Annotated in this window: 18 protein-coding genes; 10 read left to right on the top strand and 8 right to left on the bottom strand. The window is 68.6% G+C overall.

Annotated features, from left to right (window positions below):
* Positions 1-106 precede the first annotated feature (106 nt).
* Complete coding sequence (locus NX02_RS15350) at positions 107-1,222, bottom strand: glycoside hydrolase family protein (protein ID WP_158014033.1); 1,116 nt, start codon at positions 1,220-1,222, stop codon at positions 107-109.
* 141 nt (positions 1,223-1,363) lie between these two features.
* On the opposite strand from NX02_RS15350, the gene NX02_RS15345 reads away from it, so the two are divergent.
* Positions 1,364-2,389, top strand: coding sequence for an oxidoreductase (locus tag NX02_RS15345; protein WP_039996615.1), 1,026 nt, complete (start codon positions 1,364-1,366; stop codon positions 2,387-2,389).
* A gap of 50 nt (positions 2,390-2,439) precedes the next feature.
* Here the strand turns inward: NX02_RS15345 and NX02_RS15340 are convergent, their stop codons facing one another.
* The 3 genes from NX02_RS15340 to NX02_RS15330 all read right to left on the bottom strand — a co-directional run bounded on the left by NX02_RS15340 (position 2,440) and on the right by NX02_RS15330 (position 5,406).
* Positions 2,440-3,618 (bottom strand): mandelate racemase/muconate lactonizing enzyme family protein, encoded by a 1,179-nt coding sequence (locus tag NX02_RS15340; protein ID WP_025293085.1) that lies wholly within the window; start codon positions 3,616-3,618, stop codon positions 2,440-2,442.
* A 22-nt stretch (positions 3,619-3,640) separates the two neighbouring features.
* A complete protein-coding gene (locus tag NX02_RS15335; RefSeq protein WP_025293084.1) occupies positions 3,641-4,567 on the bottom strand; it encodes a dihydrodipicolinate synthase family protein in 927 nt (308 codons plus the stop codon).
* A 116-nt stretch (positions 4,568-4,683) separates the two neighbouring features.
* Positions 4,684-5,406 carry an IclR family transcriptional regulator gene (locus NX02_RS15330; protein ID WP_025293083.1) on the bottom strand — a complete coding sequence of 241 codons (723 nt, stop codon included), beginning with the start codon at positions 5,404-5,406 and terminating at the stop codon, positions 4,684-4,686.
* A gap of 194 nt (positions 5,407-5,600) precedes the next feature.
* Here NX02_RS15330 and NX02_RS15325 point away from each other — a divergent pair, with 194 nt between their 5' ends.
* From NX02_RS15325 to NX02_RS15315, 3 genes are read left to right on the top strand one after another with little or no spacing between them, the layout of a single operon-like run.
* Positions 5,601-6,581: a 2-dehydro-3-deoxygalactonokinase gene (locus NX02_RS15325; RefSeq protein ID WP_053000650.1), complete on the top strand. Its 981-nt coding sequence runs from the start codon at positions 5,601-5,603 to the stop codon at positions 6,579-6,581.
* Positions 6,578-7,834, top strand: coding sequence for an MFS transporter (locus NX02_RS15320; protein ID WP_025293081.1), 1,257 nt, complete (start codon positions 6,578-6,580; stop codon positions 7,832-7,834). Before NX02_RS15325 ends, NX02_RS15320 begins: the two co-directional genes overlap by 4 nt.
* Positions 7,824-8,558, top strand: coding sequence for an SDR family NAD(P)-dependent oxidoreductase (locus tag NX02_RS15315; protein ID WP_025293080.1), 735 nt, complete (start codon positions 7,824-7,826; stop codon positions 8,556-8,558). The genes NX02_RS15320 and NX02_RS15315 overlap by 11 nt, the downstream gene beginning before the upstream one ends.
* A gap of 250 nt (positions 8,559-8,808) precedes the next feature.
* Here NX02_RS15315 and NX02_RS15310 read toward each other — a convergent pair whose 3' ends face one another.
* The gene (locus tag NX02_RS15310) at positions 8,809-10,179 is read right to left on the bottom strand and encodes a hypothetical protein (protein ID WP_025293079.1); all 1,371 of its coding nucleotides are present in this window, start codon (positions 10,177-10,179) and stop codon (positions 8,809-8,811) included.
* A 213-nt stretch (positions 10,180-10,392) separates the two neighbouring features.
* Here NX02_RS15310 and NX02_RS15305 point away from each other — a divergent pair, with 213 nt between their 5' ends.
* The gene (locus tag NX02_RS15305) at positions 10,393-11,490 is read left to right on the top strand and encodes a TauD/TfdA family dioxygenase (protein ID WP_025293078.1); all 1,098 of its coding nucleotides are present in this window, start codon (positions 10,393-10,395) and stop codon (positions 11,488-11,490) included.
* A 58-nt stretch (positions 11,491-11,548) separates the two neighbouring features.
* On the opposite strand, the gene NX02_RS15300 is transcribed toward NX02_RS15305, so the two are convergent.
* The 3 genes from NX02_RS15300 to NX02_RS15290 all read right to left on the bottom strand — a co-directional run bounded on the left by NX02_RS15300 (position 11,549) and on the right by NX02_RS15290 (position 13,518).
* Positions 11,549-11,806 (bottom strand): hypothetical protein, encoded by a 258-nt coding sequence (locus NX02_RS15300; RefSeq protein ID WP_025293077.1) that lies wholly within the window; start codon positions 11,804-11,806, stop codon positions 11,549-11,551.
* A 216-nt stretch (positions 11,807-12,022) separates the two neighbouring features.
* Entirely contained in the window at positions 12,023-12,688 is a 666-nt protein-coding gene (locus NX02_RS15295; protein WP_025293076.1) for a cysteine hydrolase family protein, read from the bottom strand.
* A complete protein-coding gene (locus tag NX02_RS15290; protein WP_025293075.1) occupies positions 12,688-13,518 on the bottom strand; it encodes an oxidoreductase in 831 nt (276 codons plus the stop codon). Before NX02_RS15290 ends, NX02_RS15295 begins: the two co-directional genes overlap by 1 nt.
* A gap of 191 nt (positions 13,519-13,709) precedes the next feature.
* Here NX02_RS15290 and NX02_RS15285 point away from each other — a divergent pair, with 191 nt between their 5' ends.
* Genes NX02_RS15285 through NX02_RS15265 form a run of 5 tightly spaced genes read left to right on the top strand, consistent with a single transcriptional unit; the run spans position 13,710 to position 19,080 of the window.
* A complete protein-coding gene (locus NX02_RS15285) occupies positions 13,710-14,651 on the top strand; it encodes a ribokinase (protein WP_162232682.1) in 942 nt (313 codons plus the stop codon).
* Between the two features lie 23 nt (positions 14,652-14,674).
* Positions 14,675-15,799, top strand: coding sequence for an LLM class flavin-dependent oxidoreductase (locus tag NX02_RS15280; RefSeq protein ID WP_025293073.1), 1,125 nt, complete (start codon positions 14,675-14,677; stop codon positions 15,797-15,799).
* On the top strand, positions 15,792-16,448 hold the full coding sequence (locus NX02_RS15275) for a cysteine hydrolase family protein (RefSeq protein ID WP_025293072.1): 657 nt from the start codon (positions 15,792-15,794) through the stop codon (positions 16,446-16,448). Before NX02_RS15280 ends, NX02_RS15275 begins: the two co-directional genes overlap by 8 nt.
* A complete protein-coding gene (locus NX02_RS15270) occupies positions 16,445-17,863 on the top strand; it encodes an amidohydrolase family protein (protein ID WP_025293071.1) in 1,419 nt (472 codons plus the stop codon). Before NX02_RS15275 ends, NX02_RS15270 begins: the two co-directional genes overlap by 4 nt.
* Complete coding sequence (locus NX02_RS15265) at positions 17,860-19,080, top strand: MFS transporter (RefSeq protein ID WP_025293070.1); 1,221 nt, start codon at positions 17,860-17,862, stop codon at positions 19,078-19,080. The genes NX02_RS15270 and NX02_RS15265 overlap by 4 nt, the downstream gene beginning before the upstream one ends.
* Positions 19,081-19,090 lie beyond the last annotated feature (10 nt).

The following is a 19,090-nucleotide window of genomic DNA, read 5'->3' as shown; positions in this document are numbered from 1 at the left end:
CTCTTTGGCCAAGCCCCGCGCGGCGTCTTAGCGAAGCCTTCTCCCGATCGGTCGTAGACCGAGCGGGACGGCCTAAAACCGGCGCGCCCCTGTTCCGATCAGGCGCTCATTTCTCGGTCAGCCGGACGCGGACGCGCCCCACCGCCCAGAACGGCTTGTCGACCATCTTCGCGGCATAGAGCAAGGTGTAGCTGCCGTCGTCCTCGGGGACGAGGCCCATCGGCGTGCGCACATCCGCGCTCCAGCTGCTGTCGGGGCGGGTCTGGACGACCAGCGCGCGGCCCTGGTGCCAGCGGATGCCATCGCGCGACACGCTATAACCGATGCTGTTCGCCGGCTTGGGCGCGACATCGGCCTGGTTGGGGTAGTTGTTGACGTCGTAGACCGCCATGTAATTGCCGTTGGGCAGCTTCGAGACGATCGGGTTTTCGATGAACAGATCCTCGATCGGAGAGGGCTGTTCGCTGGGCACGCGCTTCCAGTCGGTCGAATCCAGGCTGTCGGCGGTCGCCACGCCCACCAGCCAGGGCGAGGGCGGGATATGGTTGTGGCTGCCGTGCAGCGCCACCCACTTGTCGCCGACCGGATAGGGGAAGAAGGAATCGACGCCCTGCTGGCCTTCCCAGCGCGTCGAATGGATGTCCGGCTTCATCACTACGCCAGCGTCGGTGAAGCGGCCGTTGATCCCGGCCTTGCCCGGCCTATCCGCCACCGCGCGATGGATGGCGCCCTCATAATCCATGTTGAGCGCTTCGCCATGTTCCGGACTGCCGCCCCGGTAGGAGACGTAGAACAGGTTCCAGCGCTTTGATTTCTCGTCGAAAATGATCGCCTGGACCCAGTTCTCGGCGTTGAAGTTGGTCGCCGAGCGGGCAGGGTCGCTGGAGACGATGGTGGTGTCGCGCGTCCAGTCGATCGCGTCCTTGCTCGTCCAGTGCGCGATGCGCAGGTCGAGATGCGGGCGGCCGAACATCTCGCCGACGAACAGATGATAGACGCCGTCGACCTTGACGGTGACGCCGGTTTCGAACCCCGACCGGTTGCCCGCGAGCCCGGCATGGTCGGGCCCGATCACCGGCGCGGTCGATTCGTCGACCACGGTCAGCCGCTCGCTGAAATTGGCGTCGCGGGGGTCGAGCTTGTAGTTCTGCGCGGCGGCGGGGCCGGGCAGCGCGCTCATTCCAAGCGCTGCTGCAACGATCAGTCGAAAGGCTTTTGCCACAATCTTCTCCCTATATTTGCCGATCTTGAGCCGATCCGCCACACCCATAGCGGCATCGTACATCATTTGTATGATGTTTTTGCCTGCGTTGGCACCGTTCGGCGTCAAGGATAGGTAGAAGCGATCGCAAGGGAGCGCGGCATGACGGAGATCGGTGTTGGTTTGATCGGCTATGGGCTGGCCGGGCGCGCGTTTCACGCGCCCTTCGTGAAGGTCACGCCCGGCCTCGAACTGCGGGCCGTGGTGTCGCGCGATTCGGCGAAGGTGCATGCCGGCCTCCCCGATATGACGGTCTGCCCCGACGTGCCGGCGCTGCTGGCGCGCGACGATATCGGGCTGGTGATCGTCGCCAGCCCGGATGACCTCCACGCCGAACATGCGCTTGGCGCGCTGGCGGCGGGCAAGCATGTGCTGGTCGACAAGCCCTTCGCCACCAGCCTTGCCGATGCGCGGCGCATCGCTGCCGCCGGCGCGGCGGCGGGGCGGCTGGTCGCGATCTTCCAGAACCGCCGCTGGGATGCCGATTTCCTGACCTTGCGCCGGCTGGTCGCGGATGGCCGGCTGGGCGACGTCGTGCAGTTCGAGAGCCATTTCGACCGCTGGCGGCCGCAGCCCGCCGCGGTGTGGAAGGAGGCGCGGACCGGCGGCGCCTGGCTCGACCTCGGGCCGCACCTCGTCGATCAGGCGCTGCAACTCTTCGGGCTGCCCATCGCGGTTTCGGCGGACATCGCGACGCTGCGGGAAGGCGCGCCCTCCGCCGATTATTTTCACGTGACGCTCAAATATCCCGACCGCCGTGCGATCCTGCATTCGAGCAAGCTGGTCGCCGATCACGGCCTGCGGTTCGCTGTCCACGGCACGCGCGGAAGCTGGATCAAGCATGGCTTCGATCCGCAGGAAGCCGCGGCGCTGCAGGGGCAGGTGCCGGGCAGCACGGGTTGGGGAATCGATCCGTCGCCGGGGCGGTTCACCGGCGCGGATGGCGTGCGGGCGGAGGTGGCGGGCGTGCCCGGCGACTATCGCCGGTTCTGGAACGCACTTGCCGCGGCGTTGCGCGGGGAGGGGCCGAACCCGGTGCCGCCATCCGAGGCGATCGCCGTGATGCGGGTGCTGGATGCGGCGCTGCGCAGCGCGGATGCCGGGCGGGACGTGTTGGTGGCGGAGTAGGGGGACAATTTTCCCTCTCTGGCGCTGCGCGTCGGGGAGGAAATCTTCATCTATCCCTGGATCTTGCGGGCATGGCGCCACAGCGCCGCCGCCGGTTCCACCCCCAGCCCCGGCCCCTGCGGCAGCGCATAGGCGCCCGCCTCGCAGCGCAGGGTGCCGTCGAGCAGCGCGGCGTTCCGGTCCATGATCGAGTGCTGATATTCGTGCATCGGCAGGTCGAGGATCGCCGCGGAGGCCTGCAGGCTTGCGGCCTGGAAGATGCCGACGCCGATCGTCGCGTGCGGGATGGTCGCCACGTGCTGGGCGCCGGCAAGCTGCGCGATGCGCATGAACTGGGTGATGCCGGTATGGCCCATCTCGGGCTGGACGATCGAGAGCGCGCCGGTGGCGAGGCGCGGCTGCGCGTCATAGACGCTGCGCCATTCCTCGCCCCCGGCCACCGGCACCGAGACGGCGCGGGCGACGTGCGCCAGCCCCTCGATGTCTTCCGGCTTGACCGGTGCCTCGGCGAAGTGGAGGCCATAGGGTTCCAGCCGGCGGATCAGCGCCGCCGCCTCGCCGCGGCCGAACATCCAGTGGAAGTCGATCATCAGCTTCACATCGGGGCCCAGCGCGTCGCGCAGCGCGGCGAGTTCCATCTCGATGCCCTGGTGGCTGACCGCTGCGGCGAACTTGATCGCCTCGAACCCCCTGGCGACGAACGCGGCGGCAAGGTCGACGCGCTCGGCCAGCGTCGCGCGCGGCAGGCCGGAGACATAGGCGGGGATTTCGCTGCGCCGCTCGCCGCCCAGCAGCTTGCGCACCGGCCGCCCCGCGAGCTTGCCGCAAATGTCCCACAGCGCGATGTCCACCGCGGCGACGGCATCGAGATAGAAGCCGCCGCCATAGCCGCGCACGCGCAATATATCGTAGAGATCCTCCCAGATCGCGCCCGCGTCGAACGGATCGCGGCCGCGCAGCAGCGGCAGGATCAGATCGTCGATCAGGGCGCCGATCACCTCGGGCGCGGTGAGACCATAGGTTTCGCCCCAACCCACCGCGCCATCGCGCGTCACCACCTTCACCAGCACCGATCGATCCTCGGTGGGATAGATCGTGCGGTTGGTGGCGCGCACGAAATAGCCGCGTTCGTTCACCGCCTCGCCGGGGCCGAGCGGCCCCAGATAGGGCGTGTCGCGCTTGATGGTGACGATATGGGTTTCGATATGGTCGATCGCGTCGGTCGTCATCGCAGCCATCCCCTCGCCAAACCTATAGCGCCTTCGCGGCGCGCTTGGAGGGGGCGGCGGCGATCAGGTCGTCGAGCCCGTCGAGCAGTTCGCCCAGTTCCTTGAGGTCGAACGCATCGAGCGCCGGCCCCGGCGCGCGGACGAAGGTGGAGGCGATCAGCCCGCGCCGGCGCAGCACTTCCTTGGTCAGCCGCCAGCGGAACACCGCCTGCATGTTCAGCAGCGGCAGGCTGCGCTCGAACAGCAGCCGCACCCGCGCCCAATCGCCTGCGCGGTGGGCTGTGACGAGGAGCACGTGCAGGTCCGAGATTTCGGCGGCGGGCATCGTGCCGTCGGCACCGCGCGCAAGCTCGTCGGTGATGAAGCGGCCGCCGGCGCCACCGAAGATGCCGGCCAGCCGGTCGCCCGCCGCCGCGCGCAGCGCCGAGATGCGCTGGCCGCCGGGCGCATTCTCTTCCTTGACGTAGCGGATCGGGGGCGCCGCGGCGACGATCGTCGCGACCTCGTCGGGCAGCAGGCCGAGCCCCATCGGGCTGGGCGCGTTCTGCAGCATGATCGGCACCGGCGCGGCCTCCCCCAGCATCCGGTAGAACCCGGCGAGCGCATCGGGATCGCGGCCCGCGCGCCGCGGCGTCACCACCATCGCGGCGGCGGCGCCGGCCTCGCCGGCCCCGGCGATCAGGGTTGCGCTTTCCTCGTCGTTGTGGCCGCCGCAGCCGGCGACGAAGGCGACGCGGCCGCGCGTCAGTTCGCCGACAAGCGCGATCAGGTGCAGCCGTTCGTCGAGCGTCAGATGATCATATTCGCTGGCGAGGCCGGGAAAGACGACGCCATCGGCGCCGCAGTCGATCACCCATTGCGCCACCGCGCGGAACCCCGCCTCGTCGATGGCACCGCTGGAATCGAAGATGGTCGGCAGCACGGGAAATGCGCCGGCGATGTCGGACATGAAGGCTCCCCTCCGGACAGGATGATGGGACGGCGCGAGGCGTCGTCGGGAAGCATCAAACACAATGGTGCTGAATTAGCAATAATTATGTTGCTGATAGTGGATCAGGCCATCGGTCAGTCGCGGATCTCCGCGGCGGCGCCCTTCAATGCGTCGAGGATCGCCTCGTTGTTCTCCTTGGGAATCCAGCCCGACAGGCCGATCGCGGCGAAGGCGGGGCGCGAAACGGGGAGGGCGACGGTGTGGCGCTCGTCCGCCTCGCTCACGCTGACGCGGGCATAGCCCTGCGCGCGGACTTCGGCGATCGCCGCCATGAGCGCGTCGAGACCGTCGGGAAACCCCGGAATCTCGCGATCGTCGAACAGGTCTGCGAGATGCTCGTCATCCTGTTCGGCGAGCAGCGCCATGCCGATGCCGCTGGTGCTGGCGGGCAGCAGGCCGATGCGGCCGAGGCCCTGGCTCGTTTCCATCCCCGGCGCGGCGTGGAAGAGGTAGGAGACGTTGTCGTTCCACAGCACGCCGAGCGCGATGGTGAGGTGGAAGCGGCGCAATTTCTCCAGCGCCGGCAACGCGGTCTGGACGATCTTGGAGGCGAACAGGCTCTGCGCGGCCAGCACGTGCATGCCCGGGCCCGCGGTATATTTGCGGTTCGCGGTCTGGCGCGCGATGCCCAGATAGGCGAGCGTCTTGAGCAGCCGGTTGACGCGCGTGGGGTTGAAGCCGAGCTGGCGCGCCAGCTCGCGATTGCCCACCGGATCGGGGGAGACCGCAAGCGCCTGCAAGGTGGCGATGCCGTCGATCAGGCTCTGATTGGGTTGCGCATTGGGTTTCTGGCGCATCGCTCTTCCATCTTCGGCAAGGGGGCTTGGGGGCGTGATCCCCGGTCATGCCGCATGGCGCCCGCGGGTCAAGTTCGGTCGCGTGCGAAAATGTTGCGGCGAGCGGGGGCTTCACGTGCATCTGGCTGCTGTCGAAGATTGACTTGTCGCTAAATTCGCAACATTCAACGCATGTCAGAACGGGAGGATGCGGAATGACGGGCAACGCGATCGCCACCATTGACCGATTTGTCGCGGGCGACTGGGGTTCGACCGCGATGCGGCTGCACCTGTGCGAACGGCGCGGGGACGAGGTGGTGCCGATCGATCGTGCGGCGGGCAGCGGCGTGAAGTTCTGCGATGATTTCGAAGCCGCCTTCTTCGACGCGGCCGGCGCCTGGTTCGAGCGCGATGGCGCGCTGCCGGTGATCCTCGCCGGCATGATCGGCTCCAACCTCGGCTGGGTCGACTGCCCTTATGCGGCCTGCCCGGCGGACGCCTCCGCGCTCGCCCGGCATGTCCGCCGCTTCACCGCGCGCGGCATCGAGATCGGCATCGTGCCGGGGCTGCGCTGCACCAACATCTTCGGCCTGCCCGATGTGATGCGCGGCGAAGAGGTGCAGATCTTCGGCCTGCTTGCGCATCCCGGATGGCCGCGCGGGCGGCAGATCGTCTGCCTGCCCGGCACCCACGCCAAATGGGTGGTGATCGAGGATGGCGCGGTGCAGAGCTTCTTCACCAGCATGCAGGGCGAGATGTTCGAGATATTGCTGGCGCACAGCCTTGTCGGGCGCGGCCTGCCGCAGGGCGCGCAGCGGCGGCCGATCCTGGCGGACGACGACGAATTCGTGAAGGGTGTGAGGGTGATGATCGACGATCCCTCGCTTGCCACCGAACATGCCGTGTTCGCGGCGCGCAGCCGCTTCGTCACCGGCGATCTCGCCGCGGCGGATGCGCCGGCCTTCCTCTCGGGGCTGCTGATCGGCGCCGAGGCGTTCGACGCGCTCGGTGCGTTCGGCGCGCGCGGCATCGATGTGGATGCGGTCACTCTGGTCGGGGCCGAGGGGCTGATGCCGCTCTATGCGCTGGCGCTCGAACGGCTCGGCGTCGCCGTCCGCATGGTGCCTGCGCACAGCGCGAGCATCGCCGGCCTGTCTGCGCTGGTCGGCGCGCACGATCGGGCCGCGGCGCGATGAGCGCGGCGGCGGGGGCGGGGGGCGGCTATGGCCGGATCCGCTGGGCGATCCTGGCGCTGCTCTTCCTGTCGACCGTGCTCAACTATGTCGATCGCCAGACGCTTTCGATCCTCGCGACGACCGTGCAGGCCGACCTCCATATCAGCGACACCGGCTATGCCGGCATCGTCCAGCTTTTCCTGATCGCCTATACGCTCGCCTATCTCGGCGTCGGCTGGGTCACCGACCGGCTTGGGCCGAAGCTGGCGCTGGCCTTGTTCGTCGCCTGGTGGTCCGCCGCCAACATGCTGACCGGCCTCGTCCATTCGGCGACGCAGCTCGGCGCCGCGCGCTTCCTCCTCGGCCTGGGGGAGGCGGGTAATTATGTCGCCGCGCCCAAGACGGTGGCGGAGCGCTTCCCCCGGCAAGAGCGCGGCTTGGCGGTGGGTGTCTACACCGCCGGCGCGATGGTGGGGGCGACGGTGGCGCCGCCCCTGATCGGCTGGCTGGCGCTTAGCCATGGCTGGCGCGCCGCCTTCCTCGCGACCGGCGGGCTGGGCTTCGCCTGGCTGATCCTGTGGCTGCTGGTCTATCGCGGCAAGGCGCCCGCGCCCGACGTGGACGCGGGGGAAACGGGTGAGGCTTGGCCGTTGCGCCGCGTGCTCGCGCATCGTGCGGTGTGGGGGCTGGCGCTGGCGCGGACGCTGACCGACCCGGTCTGGTATTTCTATCTTTTCTGGTTCCCCAAATATCTGATCGATGCGCGCGGACTGACCCTGCTTACCGTGGCTGCGACGGCATGGATCGTCTATCTCGCGGCGGACGGCGGCAGCATCCTCGGCGGCGTCGCCTCGGGCCGGCTGGTCCGGCGCGGGCTGGCACCGCCGGTGGCGCGGCTGCGGCTGATGGCGGCGGCGGCGGCGCTGGCGCCGGTGGGCGCGCTGATCGCGCTGCAGCCGGCGATGCCGCTGACCTATGCGCTGGTTGCGATCGTCGCCTTCGCCCACATGGCCTTCCTCGTGAACCTCACGACATTGGCGGTCGACATCTTCCCGCAGCACCGGATCGGCACGATCTTCGGGCTGATCGCCGCGGGCAGCGGCCTCGGCGGGATCCTCTCCACCGGGATCGTCGGCCAGCTGGCGGAGGGCAGGGATTATGCGCCGCTGTTCGTGGCGATGGCGGTGCTGCATCCGCTAGGCTGGGCGCTCGCGCGCTTCGCCACCGGGGGGCGCGGCACGGTGATGAAGGAGGGCATGGGGCATGCGGCTTGATGGCGCGATCGCGCTGGTCACGGGGGCGGCGGGCGGCATCGGCGCCGCCGCCTGCTGGCGCTTCGCCGAGGCGGGCGCGCGCGTCGCCGCGCTCGATCTCGCGCCGCCGGCGGGGATCGGCGATCTCGCGCTCGGCTGCGACCTTGCCGGCGATGCGGACGTCGCGGCGGCGGCGGCAACGGTGCGCGCCGAACTCGGCGATCCGACGATCGTCGTCCATGCCGCGGCGACGACCGAATTCGCCGCGACGCTGGAGTCGTCGCCCGCCGCCTTCCTGCGCGTCTATGACGTCAATGTCGGCGGTGCGCTGCGGCTGGCGCAGGCGTTCGCGCCGGCGATGCAGCGGCGGCGCGCGGGGTGCTTCGCCTTCGTCTCCTCGATCAACGCGCGGATGGGCGCGCCGGGGCTGGCCGCCTATGCGGCGTCCAAGGGCGGCCTCGAAACCTTCCTCAAGACGCTCGCGCTCGAACTCGCGGCGGACGGCGTGCGCGTCAACGGCGTCGGTCCCGCCTCGGTCGATACGCCGATGCTGCGCGCCTCTTTCGCGCGCGCGGCCGATCCCGAGGCCGCGCGCACCGCCAATGTGCTGCGCCATCCGCTCGGCCGGCTCGGCACCGCAGAGGATGTCGCCGAACTGTTGCTGTTCCTCTGTTCGGATGCGGCGTCGTGGATCACCGGCAGTGTGCTGCCGATCGACGGCGGCGCGGGGATCACTCGGCGCTGATCTCGCTGCATTCCGGCGTGCTGTTGCCGGGGCGGGACGGGCTGTTGAGTTGCCTGTCTCCGCCGGGGATGGAGGCTGCGGAACTGCACCGGCATGCGGTAGCGCACTTGGGTGCATTGGGTGTGCTTTGGGGTTGAGCTTTGGGGTTGAACGATAGCCGTCTCCCGCGAAGCGCGGGAGGCGGCCATTTGCGCGACTCCGGCCCAAATGTGTGGATGCCAAGCCCTTGGGAGAGAGGGGTTTCTGTGTCTCAAGATCCCGGCACGTCCGGATCGTAATTGGTCACCACCAGCTTGCGCCGGTTGATCCGCGTGTGCCCGCTCACCACCGACTCCCGATACATCAGGAACGCGTTGCCATTGCCGTACAGGCGGTCGAAGGTCTCCTCGTCGGTGCCGCCGCTGTCGAAGTCGATCACCACCGGATAATTGACCTGGGAGACAGTGGAACCCAGCAGGTCCGCCCCCGCGCTCCAGTTCACCATGTCGGTGGAGGTGGCATAGCGCACCGCGCCGCTGGTGCGGAAGATCGCGATATAGTGGCGCGAGGGGGCGTGCCACACCACCGAGCGGACATAGGTGTTGAACATCGCCGGCTTCACCACCGCGCAAGGGCTGTTGGTGTGGCTGGTCGGATCCTGCATCTGCTGGGTGAAGCCCGGCGTCGTCGCATTGCCGTTCCACGCATACCAGCTGTTGCGATCGGCGGGATCCGCGCTGCGGAACAGGCATACGCCCTTCGCTTGGCCCTTATACGCCGCGCTGGCATAGGCGAACATGTACCAAACATTCTGCAGGCTGCCGTCGGCATTGCGCCCGCGGACGATGTTGGAGGGCGTGCCATAGCCGATCCAGCCGGCAAGCGGCATCTCCTCGATCTCCGCCGCGGTCTGCGGATAGCGGACGTGCGGGAAGATCGCGACATGGCTGGGCGGCGTCGCCGAGCGCGCGAAGCTCAGATGCGTCGCGGCGGCCGGCGCGGTCCAGACCGGGATCGAGGCCATCCAGCAATAGGGCAGGCCATCGGTCTCGCCCGCCTCGTGGCAGCCCGCGATGTCGTTGCGCGTGCCGAAATAATCCTGGTGGCCATAGGCGTAGGCGGTGCCGGCCCGGTAGAAATAGGCCTGGATCCAAGTCTTCTGGTCGTGCAGGTCGGGGTCGTTGTCCGGCAGGATCACATTGTTGCCGTCGAGCACCGGCGTGCAATCGAGCGTCGCGCTGTCGGGCGTGCTCCTGAACGCTGCCGGCGTGCCCGTCCATTGCCAGCCGATCGCGTTGGGATCGGATACGGTCAGGTGGACGGTGCCGGCATGATTGAACGCGCGCACCGGCCCGTCGATATGGACCTTCTGCGTGCCGCACAGAGTGGTGTTGCTATCATGGAACTGATCGACCGTCGTCGTATCGACCAAGGCGAGCACCGGCGGCGCGAGCGTGATGCTGGCGGTGCCGCTGGTCGGGGCCGCCGTGGGCGCTGGCGCGAGCGCCGCCCGGGGCTGGCTGCGTTCGCTGACGATATGCAGGGACTGCGCGGCTTTTTCTGAAGATCCAAGCTGCGCGAACGCGAGTCCCGAGACGATCGCGGCCGATCCGAGCAATGCCATGGTGACGCGGCGGTTCATCCTTCGGCTCCTCCTCCTCGCGGCGGAGCCTGATGCCCTGCTCGCATGCGCATCCGACCATAATGTATCTAAAGAAGCAACATGATTCGCGATGCGGCGAGGGGCCGGTTTCGCGGCGCGGAAAGTCTTTCGGCATCAGGAGACAAGTCGCCGGCGGCTCGCCTGGCCTAGCGTCATCGCCTATCAACGGCAGGTTCGAAGAAGGAAGGCTCAATGACGGTTCTCACGCTCCCGCAAGCGGCGGAGGCTCTGCCCCCGGTCACCACGTCAGCGGCGTGGCGCGGGGATCGGCTGGCCGAGACGGGCGAATGGATCTATCGGCTGAGCGACGAACAGGTCGCCGAGCTCGAAACCCTGGGCACGCGCTTCGTGGAATCGGATCCGGACCTGCGCATTGTGCAAGCGTCGGACTATCCGCTGGTGGCCTGTGCCGAAGCGGTCGCGGAATGGGGCCGCGACGTCGATTATGGCCGCGGCTTCGTGCTGGTGCGCGGGCTGCGCACGCATCTCTATTCGGATCCGCTGTCGGCGGCGATCTACTACATCCTCGGCCTGCACATGGGCGATCCGATCCGGCAGAACGAGATGGGCGACGTGATCGACCATGTCTATGCCACGTCGGACAAGATGATGGACGATCCCACCGCGCGTTCGTCGAAGGTGCGCGACCAGCTTGTCTATCATTCGGACAGTTCGGACATCGTGGCGCTGATGTGCCTGCGTCCGGCCAAGGAGGGCGGGCTTTCCTGCCTCGTCTCCGGCGCCGAGATCTACAACGAGATCCTCCGCCGCCGGCCCGACCTTGCGCCGCTGCTGCTCGAACCGTTCCACTGGGATTGGCGCCGCCAGGACCCCGAGGCGCCGTCGGATACCTATACCTCGCCGATCGTCAGCATGGTCGATGGCGTGTTCAGCATGTATGCCGGATCGCTCTATATCCTGACCGCGCAGGAATATCCGGCCGTTCCCCAGCTTACCGCCGATCAGATCGAGGTGCTGCGGCTGTTCGACGAGATCACCTATGAGCCGGGCATGGCGATCGAGATGGATTTCCGCCCCGGCGACATCCAGTGGCTGTCGAACTATGCCGCGCTGCATGCGCGGACGATCTTCCATGATTTCCCCGAGCCGCAGCGCCGCCGCCACCTGCTGCGGCTGTGGCTGAGCCGGGATTCAGGCCGTCCGGTGGTGCCGGGTTTCGGCAAGAACGGCGTCGTCCAGGTGCGGGCTGCGCCCCGCGACGGTCGCGCGGAACATCCCGAAGCCCGCTTCGACATCCGCACCAGCGCGGTGCCAAGGCTGATTTCCTGACGTCCGGGTGACTGGCCAGCGGCGCCACCGGCGCCGCTGGCGGCCACGCGCACCGGCCTTACTTCTTGACCGAGACGCTGGGATCGAAGCCGTTGAGCGCGATGAACTCGCCGCGGGTGCGGCACACGGTCTTCTCGATGCGCGAGCCGGTGAGGCGCGACTTGACGCAGATCTTCTGATCCATCGACGGCGCACCGGGGGCGGTCGCGGCTTCGACGGCGGCGGGGGTTTCGACCGGCTTGGCGAAGGCCGGCGCAGTGCTCAGCGCAACGGCGCTGATGGCGATCGACAGGCGGGCGATGATCGTGTTGGTCATGGGTCTAACTCCTCGTCTTGAACCTTGGTCTCGGTCCCGATCGGACCTGTCCTATGTTCAGCAAGGGGCGTGCCAGTTTTGGAAAAGGGCTGATTTGCGTGGGTTCCGGGAATTGCGCGCGTGGGCGGGTGATCCTTCTTGCGGAATAAGCAGCCAGTAGTTGGTGATAAATGCCGGAGGTTGGTAAAAGTCCCCCTCCCGCGAGCGGGAGGGGAGTCAGGCGAGCATCGCCTCGACCTCCGCCACCGTCTTCACATCGGCGAAGTTCAGGCGCAGGTTGAGCAAAGCCGCCTCATGTTCGATATCGGACACCGCGGCGGTTGCGTCGGAAGCGACCACCACCCGGTAGCCCAGCATGTTGCCGTCGCGCGCGGTCGATTCCACGCAGACATTGGTCAATGTGCCGATCAGCAGGATCATCTCGATCCCGCGCGCCTCGAGCGCCCGCGCGAGCTGGCCGGCGGGGCAGATGAAGGCGCCGTAGCGATATTTGTCGAGGATCATGTCGCTGGTGGCGGTCTTCATATCCGCGTGGAGCGCGTGCGGCACCGCGCCGCCGCGCAGCGCCGCGATCGCGCGGGCGACGTGGGGATTGCTCCGGTCATATTGCCAGTCGGGCATCGCCAGCGGCGGCTGGTCGCTCACCGTCTGGCGCGTCCAGATCACCGGCAGACCGGCGGCGCGCGCGGCCGCCGCCAGCCGGTTGACCGGCGCCACGATCGCGCGGGCATTGGCGTTGCCGAACACCTCGCCCTCGGCGACGAACGCGCGCTGCATGTCGATCACCACCAGCGCCGTCCGGCCGGGGATGATGCGATCGAAGGCGTTGAGCCCGCGACCGCGCTCGATCGCCCAGCCGGGCAGGGCGAGGGGCGGGTGCATCAGTCGCTATGGGCGGTCGCGAGCGACAGCGTTTCCCAGGTCGCGATCTGCGATTCGACGAAGGCGAACTGGTCGCGCGCATAATGGAGCGCGTCGGCACCGAGCAGCAGGTGGAGCGGCGGCTCGGGCGCATCGAGCGCGGTGAGGATCGCGGCGGCGGCCAGCGCGGGATCGCCCTTTTCCTTGCCGGCGTTGGATTGCAGGCTGCGCCGCGCGGCGTGCGCGCCATCCGCATAGGCGGCGATCTCGCGCGCGGCGACGTTGAGCGCCTGGCCGGCGAAGCCGGTGCGGAAGCCGCCCGGGGCGACGTTGGTCACGCGGATGCCGAACGGCGCGACTTCCTGCGCCAGGGTCTGGCCAATGCACTCGAACGCATATTTGCTGGCGCCGTAGAGGCCGGTGCCGCCCCACGGCGCGAAGCCGCTGACCGAGGTGATGTTGACGATATGGCCGCGCCCGCGCCCGCGCATGCCGGGCAGCACCGCCTGGATCATCGTGATCGGCGCGAACACATTGATGTCGAACAGCGCCCGCGCCTCGGCGAGGCTGACCTCCTCGATCGCGCCGACCAGCCCATAGCCGGCATTGTTGACCAGCCGGTCGATGCCGCCGGTCAGCCGTTCGGCCTCGGCGACCGCGGCGTGCACCGCCGCCTCGTCGCGCAGGTCGAGCACCAGCGCGTGCGCCCGGCCCGGCGCCAGCGCCTCGAACGCGGCGCGGCCCTCGGCGTTGCGGGTGGTGCCGACCACGGTGTCCCCGCGGGCCAGCGCCGCCCCGCCGAGCGTCCGGCCGAAGCCGCTGCCGATGCCGGTGATGAGCCACGTCGTCATGCCATTCCCCTCATTGTCATTCCACGCATTGCCATTCCACGCATTGGATGCCGCCCGCGGCTTAGCCGCTGCGCAGGGTCCTGCTCTTGGCCGACGCTGTCGCATTTCTTGCAGCCGGGCGCATGTCCGGTGATTCGCGCTTGAACCGCGGGCGCTGCGGGTGTTCCGCTTCGCGCCTGTTTCGGGAGTGGATGATGGCGGTTCGGGTGGTTGGTTCGGTCAATGTCGATATCGTCGCGCAGGTGGAGCGGATTCCCGCGCCCGGCGAGACGGTACTTGCCCGCTCGGTCGAGCGGCTGGCCGGCGGCAAGGGCGCGAACCAGGCCGTCGCGGCGGCGCGGATGGGCGCCGAAACCGCGATGATCGGCGCCGTCGGCGACGATGAGGCCGGGGGCTGGATGCGCGCGCAACTCGCCGAAGCAGGGGTCGATGTCGCCGGGCTCGGGACGCTGGCGGGCGCGCAGACCGGCACCGCCTATATCGCGGTGGACGACGCGGGCGAGAATCAGATCATCGTCGCGGCGGGCGCGAACGCGCAGGTGTCGGTACCCGTGGTTGCGGCCGGCGGCGTGCTGCTGGCGCAGCTCGAAGTGCCGATCGACGCGCTCGCACCCGCCTTCGCCGAGGCCGGCCGGCTGCGCATGCTCAACGCTGCGCCGCCGGTGGCCGAGGCGCGCCGGCTGTTCGGCGATGTCGACGTGCTGATCGTCAACCAGCACGAACTGGCGATCTTCCTCGACCTGCCGGCCACGCCGCGCACCGTCGAGGAGGCGCTGGTCGCGCGCGGGCTGATCGGCCGCCCGGACCAGGTCGTGGTCGTGACGCTCGGGGCGGGCGGGGCGCTTGCCGTGTGGGCGGATCGCCACCTGCATGTGCCGGCGATGCCGGTGGTGCCGATCGACACGATCGGCGCCGGCGACTGTTTCTGCGGTGCGCTGGCCGCACAGCTCGATGCCGGCATCGCGCTCGAGGCGGCATTGCCCGTCGCCAACGCCGCCGCCGCCTTGTGCACGCAGGTGCGCGGCGCCGCGCCCGCCATGCCGACGCGTGCAGCGGTCGACGCGTTCGTTGCGCAGGCGGCAACAGAACATGCGCATCCGATCAAGAACCCGGACCTTGCCTGCCTAAGCTGAACCCATTCTCTGGGGAGGTCGCTTTGACGATGTTTACGCCTACCGCCTTCGGTCTGCCGTCCGACACCGGCGGCAAGGATCTCGGCATCTTCCTGCCGATCGCGAATGGCGGCTGGATCCTGTCGCGCAACAAGCCCGTGCTCGACGGATCCTATGCCTATAACCGCCAGGTGGCGATCGCCGCGGAAGAGGCCGGGCTCGACTTCATCATGTCGATGTCCAAGTTCCGCGGCTATGGCGGCGATACCGAGCATTGGAACAGCTCGCTCGATCCGATCGTGCTGATGGCGGCGCTGGCCGAGGTGACGAGCCGGGTGAAGGTGTGGACGACGATCCACACCATCGTCCAGAACCCGGCGGTCGCCGCCAAGATGCTCGCGACGTTGCAGCAGGTCAGCAATGGCCGCGCCGGCCTCAACATCGTCACCGGCTCCTACAAGGGCGAGTTCGCGCAGATGGGCATGTGGCCCGAGGGCGTCGATCATGACGCGCGCTACGACCTCGCCTATGAATGGATCCGTGCGATCAAGGCGCTGTGGACCGAGGATTCGGTCACGATGGACGGCAAATATTTCCAGCTCGACCAGTGCGAGAGCTGGCCCAAGCCCGATACCCGGCCCTTCCTGGTCTGCGCGGGTTCCTCCAAGAAGGGGATGCGCTTCACCTCGGATGAACTGGACGCGATCTTCCTGTCCGGGGGGGATTCGGAGGAACTGGCACGCGCCAGCGCGCAGGCGAAGGCGGATGCCGCCGAGCTCGGCCGCTCGGTGCGCACCTATTCGATGCTGACCGTGGTGTTCGGCGACACCGACGCCGAAGCGAAAGCGACCGCCGAGCATTTCCGCGAGGGGCTCGACGAGGATGCGCTGAAGGGCATGATGCGCGCCTATGGCTTCCTCGATGCGGAGATCGGCAAGGAGAATGCCTTCGTCAAGAAAAGCCGCTCCGGCTTCATGACCGCGGCGGTGCTGGGCACGCCGGCCACCGTGATCGAACAGCTTACGGAATTGTTCGAAACCGCGCAGACCGACGGGCTGATGCTGATCTTCCCCGATTATCTGAAGGCGATCCCGATCTTCGGCAATGAGGTGCTACCGGTGCTGCGCGAGCGTTTTCCCGGCAAGGTGAAGGAATTGGCGCATGGCTGAGGCCGTGATCGACCTGCCGCATATCGACGCGGCGCTGCTGCCGCCGATGATCGATCCGGCGAAGACCGCGCTGGTGGTGATCGACATCCAGATCGACTTCGCCGCGCCCGAAGGGCTGCTCGGTCGCGTCGGCGTCGACCTGTCGCCCGCCGAGGCGGCGATCGACAGGTGCGAGGCGCTGGTCGCCGCCGCGCGCGGCGCCGGCGCCACGGTCGCGCTGATGCGCGTGGTGACCCGCCCCGAAACCGACAGCCGCGCGCTCAAGACCTTGTTCGCCCGACGCGGCCGTCCGGGGGAGCAGGCGATCTGCCGCGCGGACGAGGCGGGTGCCGATTATTACCGCATCTTTCCCGAGCCGGGCGATATCGAGATCCAGAAGCTGCTCTACAACAGCTTCCACGGCACCGATTTCGACGCCCAGTTGCAGGCGCGCGGCATCGACACGTTGGTGATCTGCGGGCTCAGCACCGATTGCTGCGTCGATTCCACCGCGCGCGAGGCGTTCCACCGCGACTATGACGTGTTCCTCGTCTCCGACGCGTGCGCCGCCTATGAACCGGGGCTCCATGAAAGCGCGTTGAGCGCGATGGAGAAGAACTGCGTGCTCCTCACCACCACCGACGCGGTCGTGGCGGCGTGGACCCGATGACCGGCCACGCCGGCCCGCAGGGGGCGGCGCCGGTCGATCTGCTGGTGCGCAACGCCTGGGTCGTCACCATGGACGACCAGCGACGGATCTACCGGGACGGCGCGATCGCGATCGCCGGGGACCGGATCGTCGCGGTCGGGCCATCGGCGGAGGTCGAACGCGGCGTCGCCGCGCGCGAGACGATCGACGGGCGCGACCGCTTCGTCGTCACCCCCGGCTTCGTCAACGGCCATATCCATATCACCGGTGAGCCGATCACCCGCGGCAGCGTGCCCGACGATACGGATTGGCGGACCAATGTGTTCGACTGGCTGATCCCCACCTATCTCGCCCAGACGCCGGAAGAGGAGGCGATCTCCGCCACCTTCGCGGCGCTGGAGATGCTGCGCACCGGCACGACCTGCTTCGTCGAGGCGGGGACGATCCTCGATCTCGGCGCGGTGATGGACGCGCTCGCCGCAACCGGGATTCGCGGCCGGCTGGGGCAATGGACGCAGGATCGCGCCTTCGCGCCGGGGGACGATCAGGCGGCACTGACCGCGCGCGCCGTCAGCGGGCTGGAAGCGCAGCTTGCGCGCTATCCGGTGGTGGGCGATCCGCTGCTCGCCGGCTGGGTCGGCCTCGTCGGTCACAACACCGCCACCGACGCGCTGTGGCGCGAGGCGACGGCGCTGGCGCAGGACAGCGGCGCCGGCGTGACCGCGCACATGAGCGCCGATCCCGCCGATCCCGATTTCTATCTGTCCGAAACCGGGCGCCGTCCGATCGCGCACCTCGCCGCACTCGGCGCGCTGGGCCCGCATCTGTCGCTGACCCACGGCATCCACCTCGATGCGGCGGAGGTCGCGCTTCTTGCGGAGAGCGGTACCGGCATCACCCATTGCCCGATGACGGCGATGAAGGGCGCCTATGGCGCGACCGCGGTCGGCCTGTTTCCCGAAATGGCGGCGACCGGCGTCACCCTGCAACTGGGCACCGACGGCAACAACAACGGCAACGCCGCGGACATGATGCGCGCGATGTTCGCCACCGCCGGCCTGTTCAAGGATGCGCGGCGCGACGCCAGCCTGTTTCCTGCCTCCAAAGTGCTCGAAATGGCGACGCTCAACGGCGCGCGCGGTGCCCGGCTCGGCCGCCTGATCGGCTCGCTGGAGGTCGGCAAGAAGGCCGACTTCGTGCTGCACGATCGCAACCGGCCAGAATGGCGACCGCTGCTCAACGTGGTCAACCAGCTCGTCTATTCGGCGGACGGGCGTGGTGTGCACAGCGTCTGGGTCGATGGCGTGCGCGTCGTCGATGCTTACCGCTCGACATTGATCGACGAGGAAAAACTCTATGCCGAGGTCGAGGCGGCGGGCAGCGCGGTGCTGGCGCGTGCCGGGATGAGCGTGCCCTGCGTCTGGCCGGTGCTGTGACGGGGCGGGGGCGTGTTCTTCTTGCCTGCACGGTCGGCAATGCGGTCAGCGTCACGCCGGCGGTCCATGCGGTGTTCGGGCTGTTCCTCGTGCCCCTGTCCGACGCGTTCGGCTGGCCGCGCGCGAGCATCTCCGTGGTGCTCGGCATTCTCGCGGCGGGCGGGGCGCTGATCTATCCGTTGGTCGGCCGCTATGTCGACGGCCATGGCGCGCGGCGCGCGCTGATCATCGGGATTGTCGGCCTCGCGCTGTCGATCGCCGCGCTCGCGCTGACCGACGGCAGCCTGATCCGGTTCTACGCGACCTTCGCTGCGATCTCGGTCTTCGGGGCGATCGGCGGCACGCCGATCTTCCAGAAGGTCGTCGCCGACTGGTTCGATCGGGGCCGCGGCACCGCGCTCGGCATCAGCGCGGGTGTCGGCAATGGTGTGGGATCGGTGATCCTGCCGGTGCTCGCTGCCACCCTGATGGCCGCCTATGGCTGGCGCAGCGCCTATCTCGGCATCGCCGCGCTGATGCTGCTGGTCGCGGTGCCGCTGCTGGTGCTGCTGCTGCGCGACCGCGACGGGGCGGGGGATGGCGGGGCGGGTGCAGTGCATGAGGGGCTGACCCTCGGGGAAGCGACGCGGCTGCCAGCCTTCTGGCTCACCCTCGTCGCCATCGCCTCCGGCGCCGGCTGCACGACCGCGATCTTCAGCCATGTCGTGCCGATCCTCGGCGATCGCGGCTTCGACGTCGCGACCGGCACCGCTGTGGTCAGCGTCTTCGCGCTCGTCACCTCGGGCTGGCAGATCGCCACCGGCCGGATCCTCGACAAATGGCCGACGCCGCGGATCGTCGTGCCGATGTATCTGATGGCGGTCGCCGGCCTCGCCCTGCTGCAGTTCGGGCAGGGCGTGCCGGTTCTGATCGCCGGCGGCGTGCTGCTCGGCATCGGTCTCGGCAGCCAGTTCGGCGCCTTGCCCTATTTCATCGCGCGCTATTTCGGGCTGCGATCCTTCGGCACGATCATCGGCGCGATGTATTCGGCGGTGATCGCCGCGCAGGGCTTCACCCCGGTGCTGCTCGACGCCGCGTTCGACGCACAGCAGACCTATGCCCGCGCGCTGGTCGCGGCGGGCGCCTGCCTGATCGTCGGCGCGCTTTTGTTGCTGTTGCTGCCGCGCTTCGGCACGCGCGCGGCACCGGCCGACCAACTCGCCTTCCACGGCGCCTGACAGGAGACAA

Source organism: Sphingomonas sanxanigenens DSM 19645 = NX02 (assembly GCF_000512205.2).
In the GTDB taxonomy this organism is placed as follows: Bacteria; Pseudomonadota; Alphaproteobacteria; order Sphingomonadales; family Sphingomonadaceae; genus Sphingomonas_D; species Sphingomonas_D sanxanigenens.
This window is presented reverse-complemented; position numbering and strand designations above follow the sequence as displayed.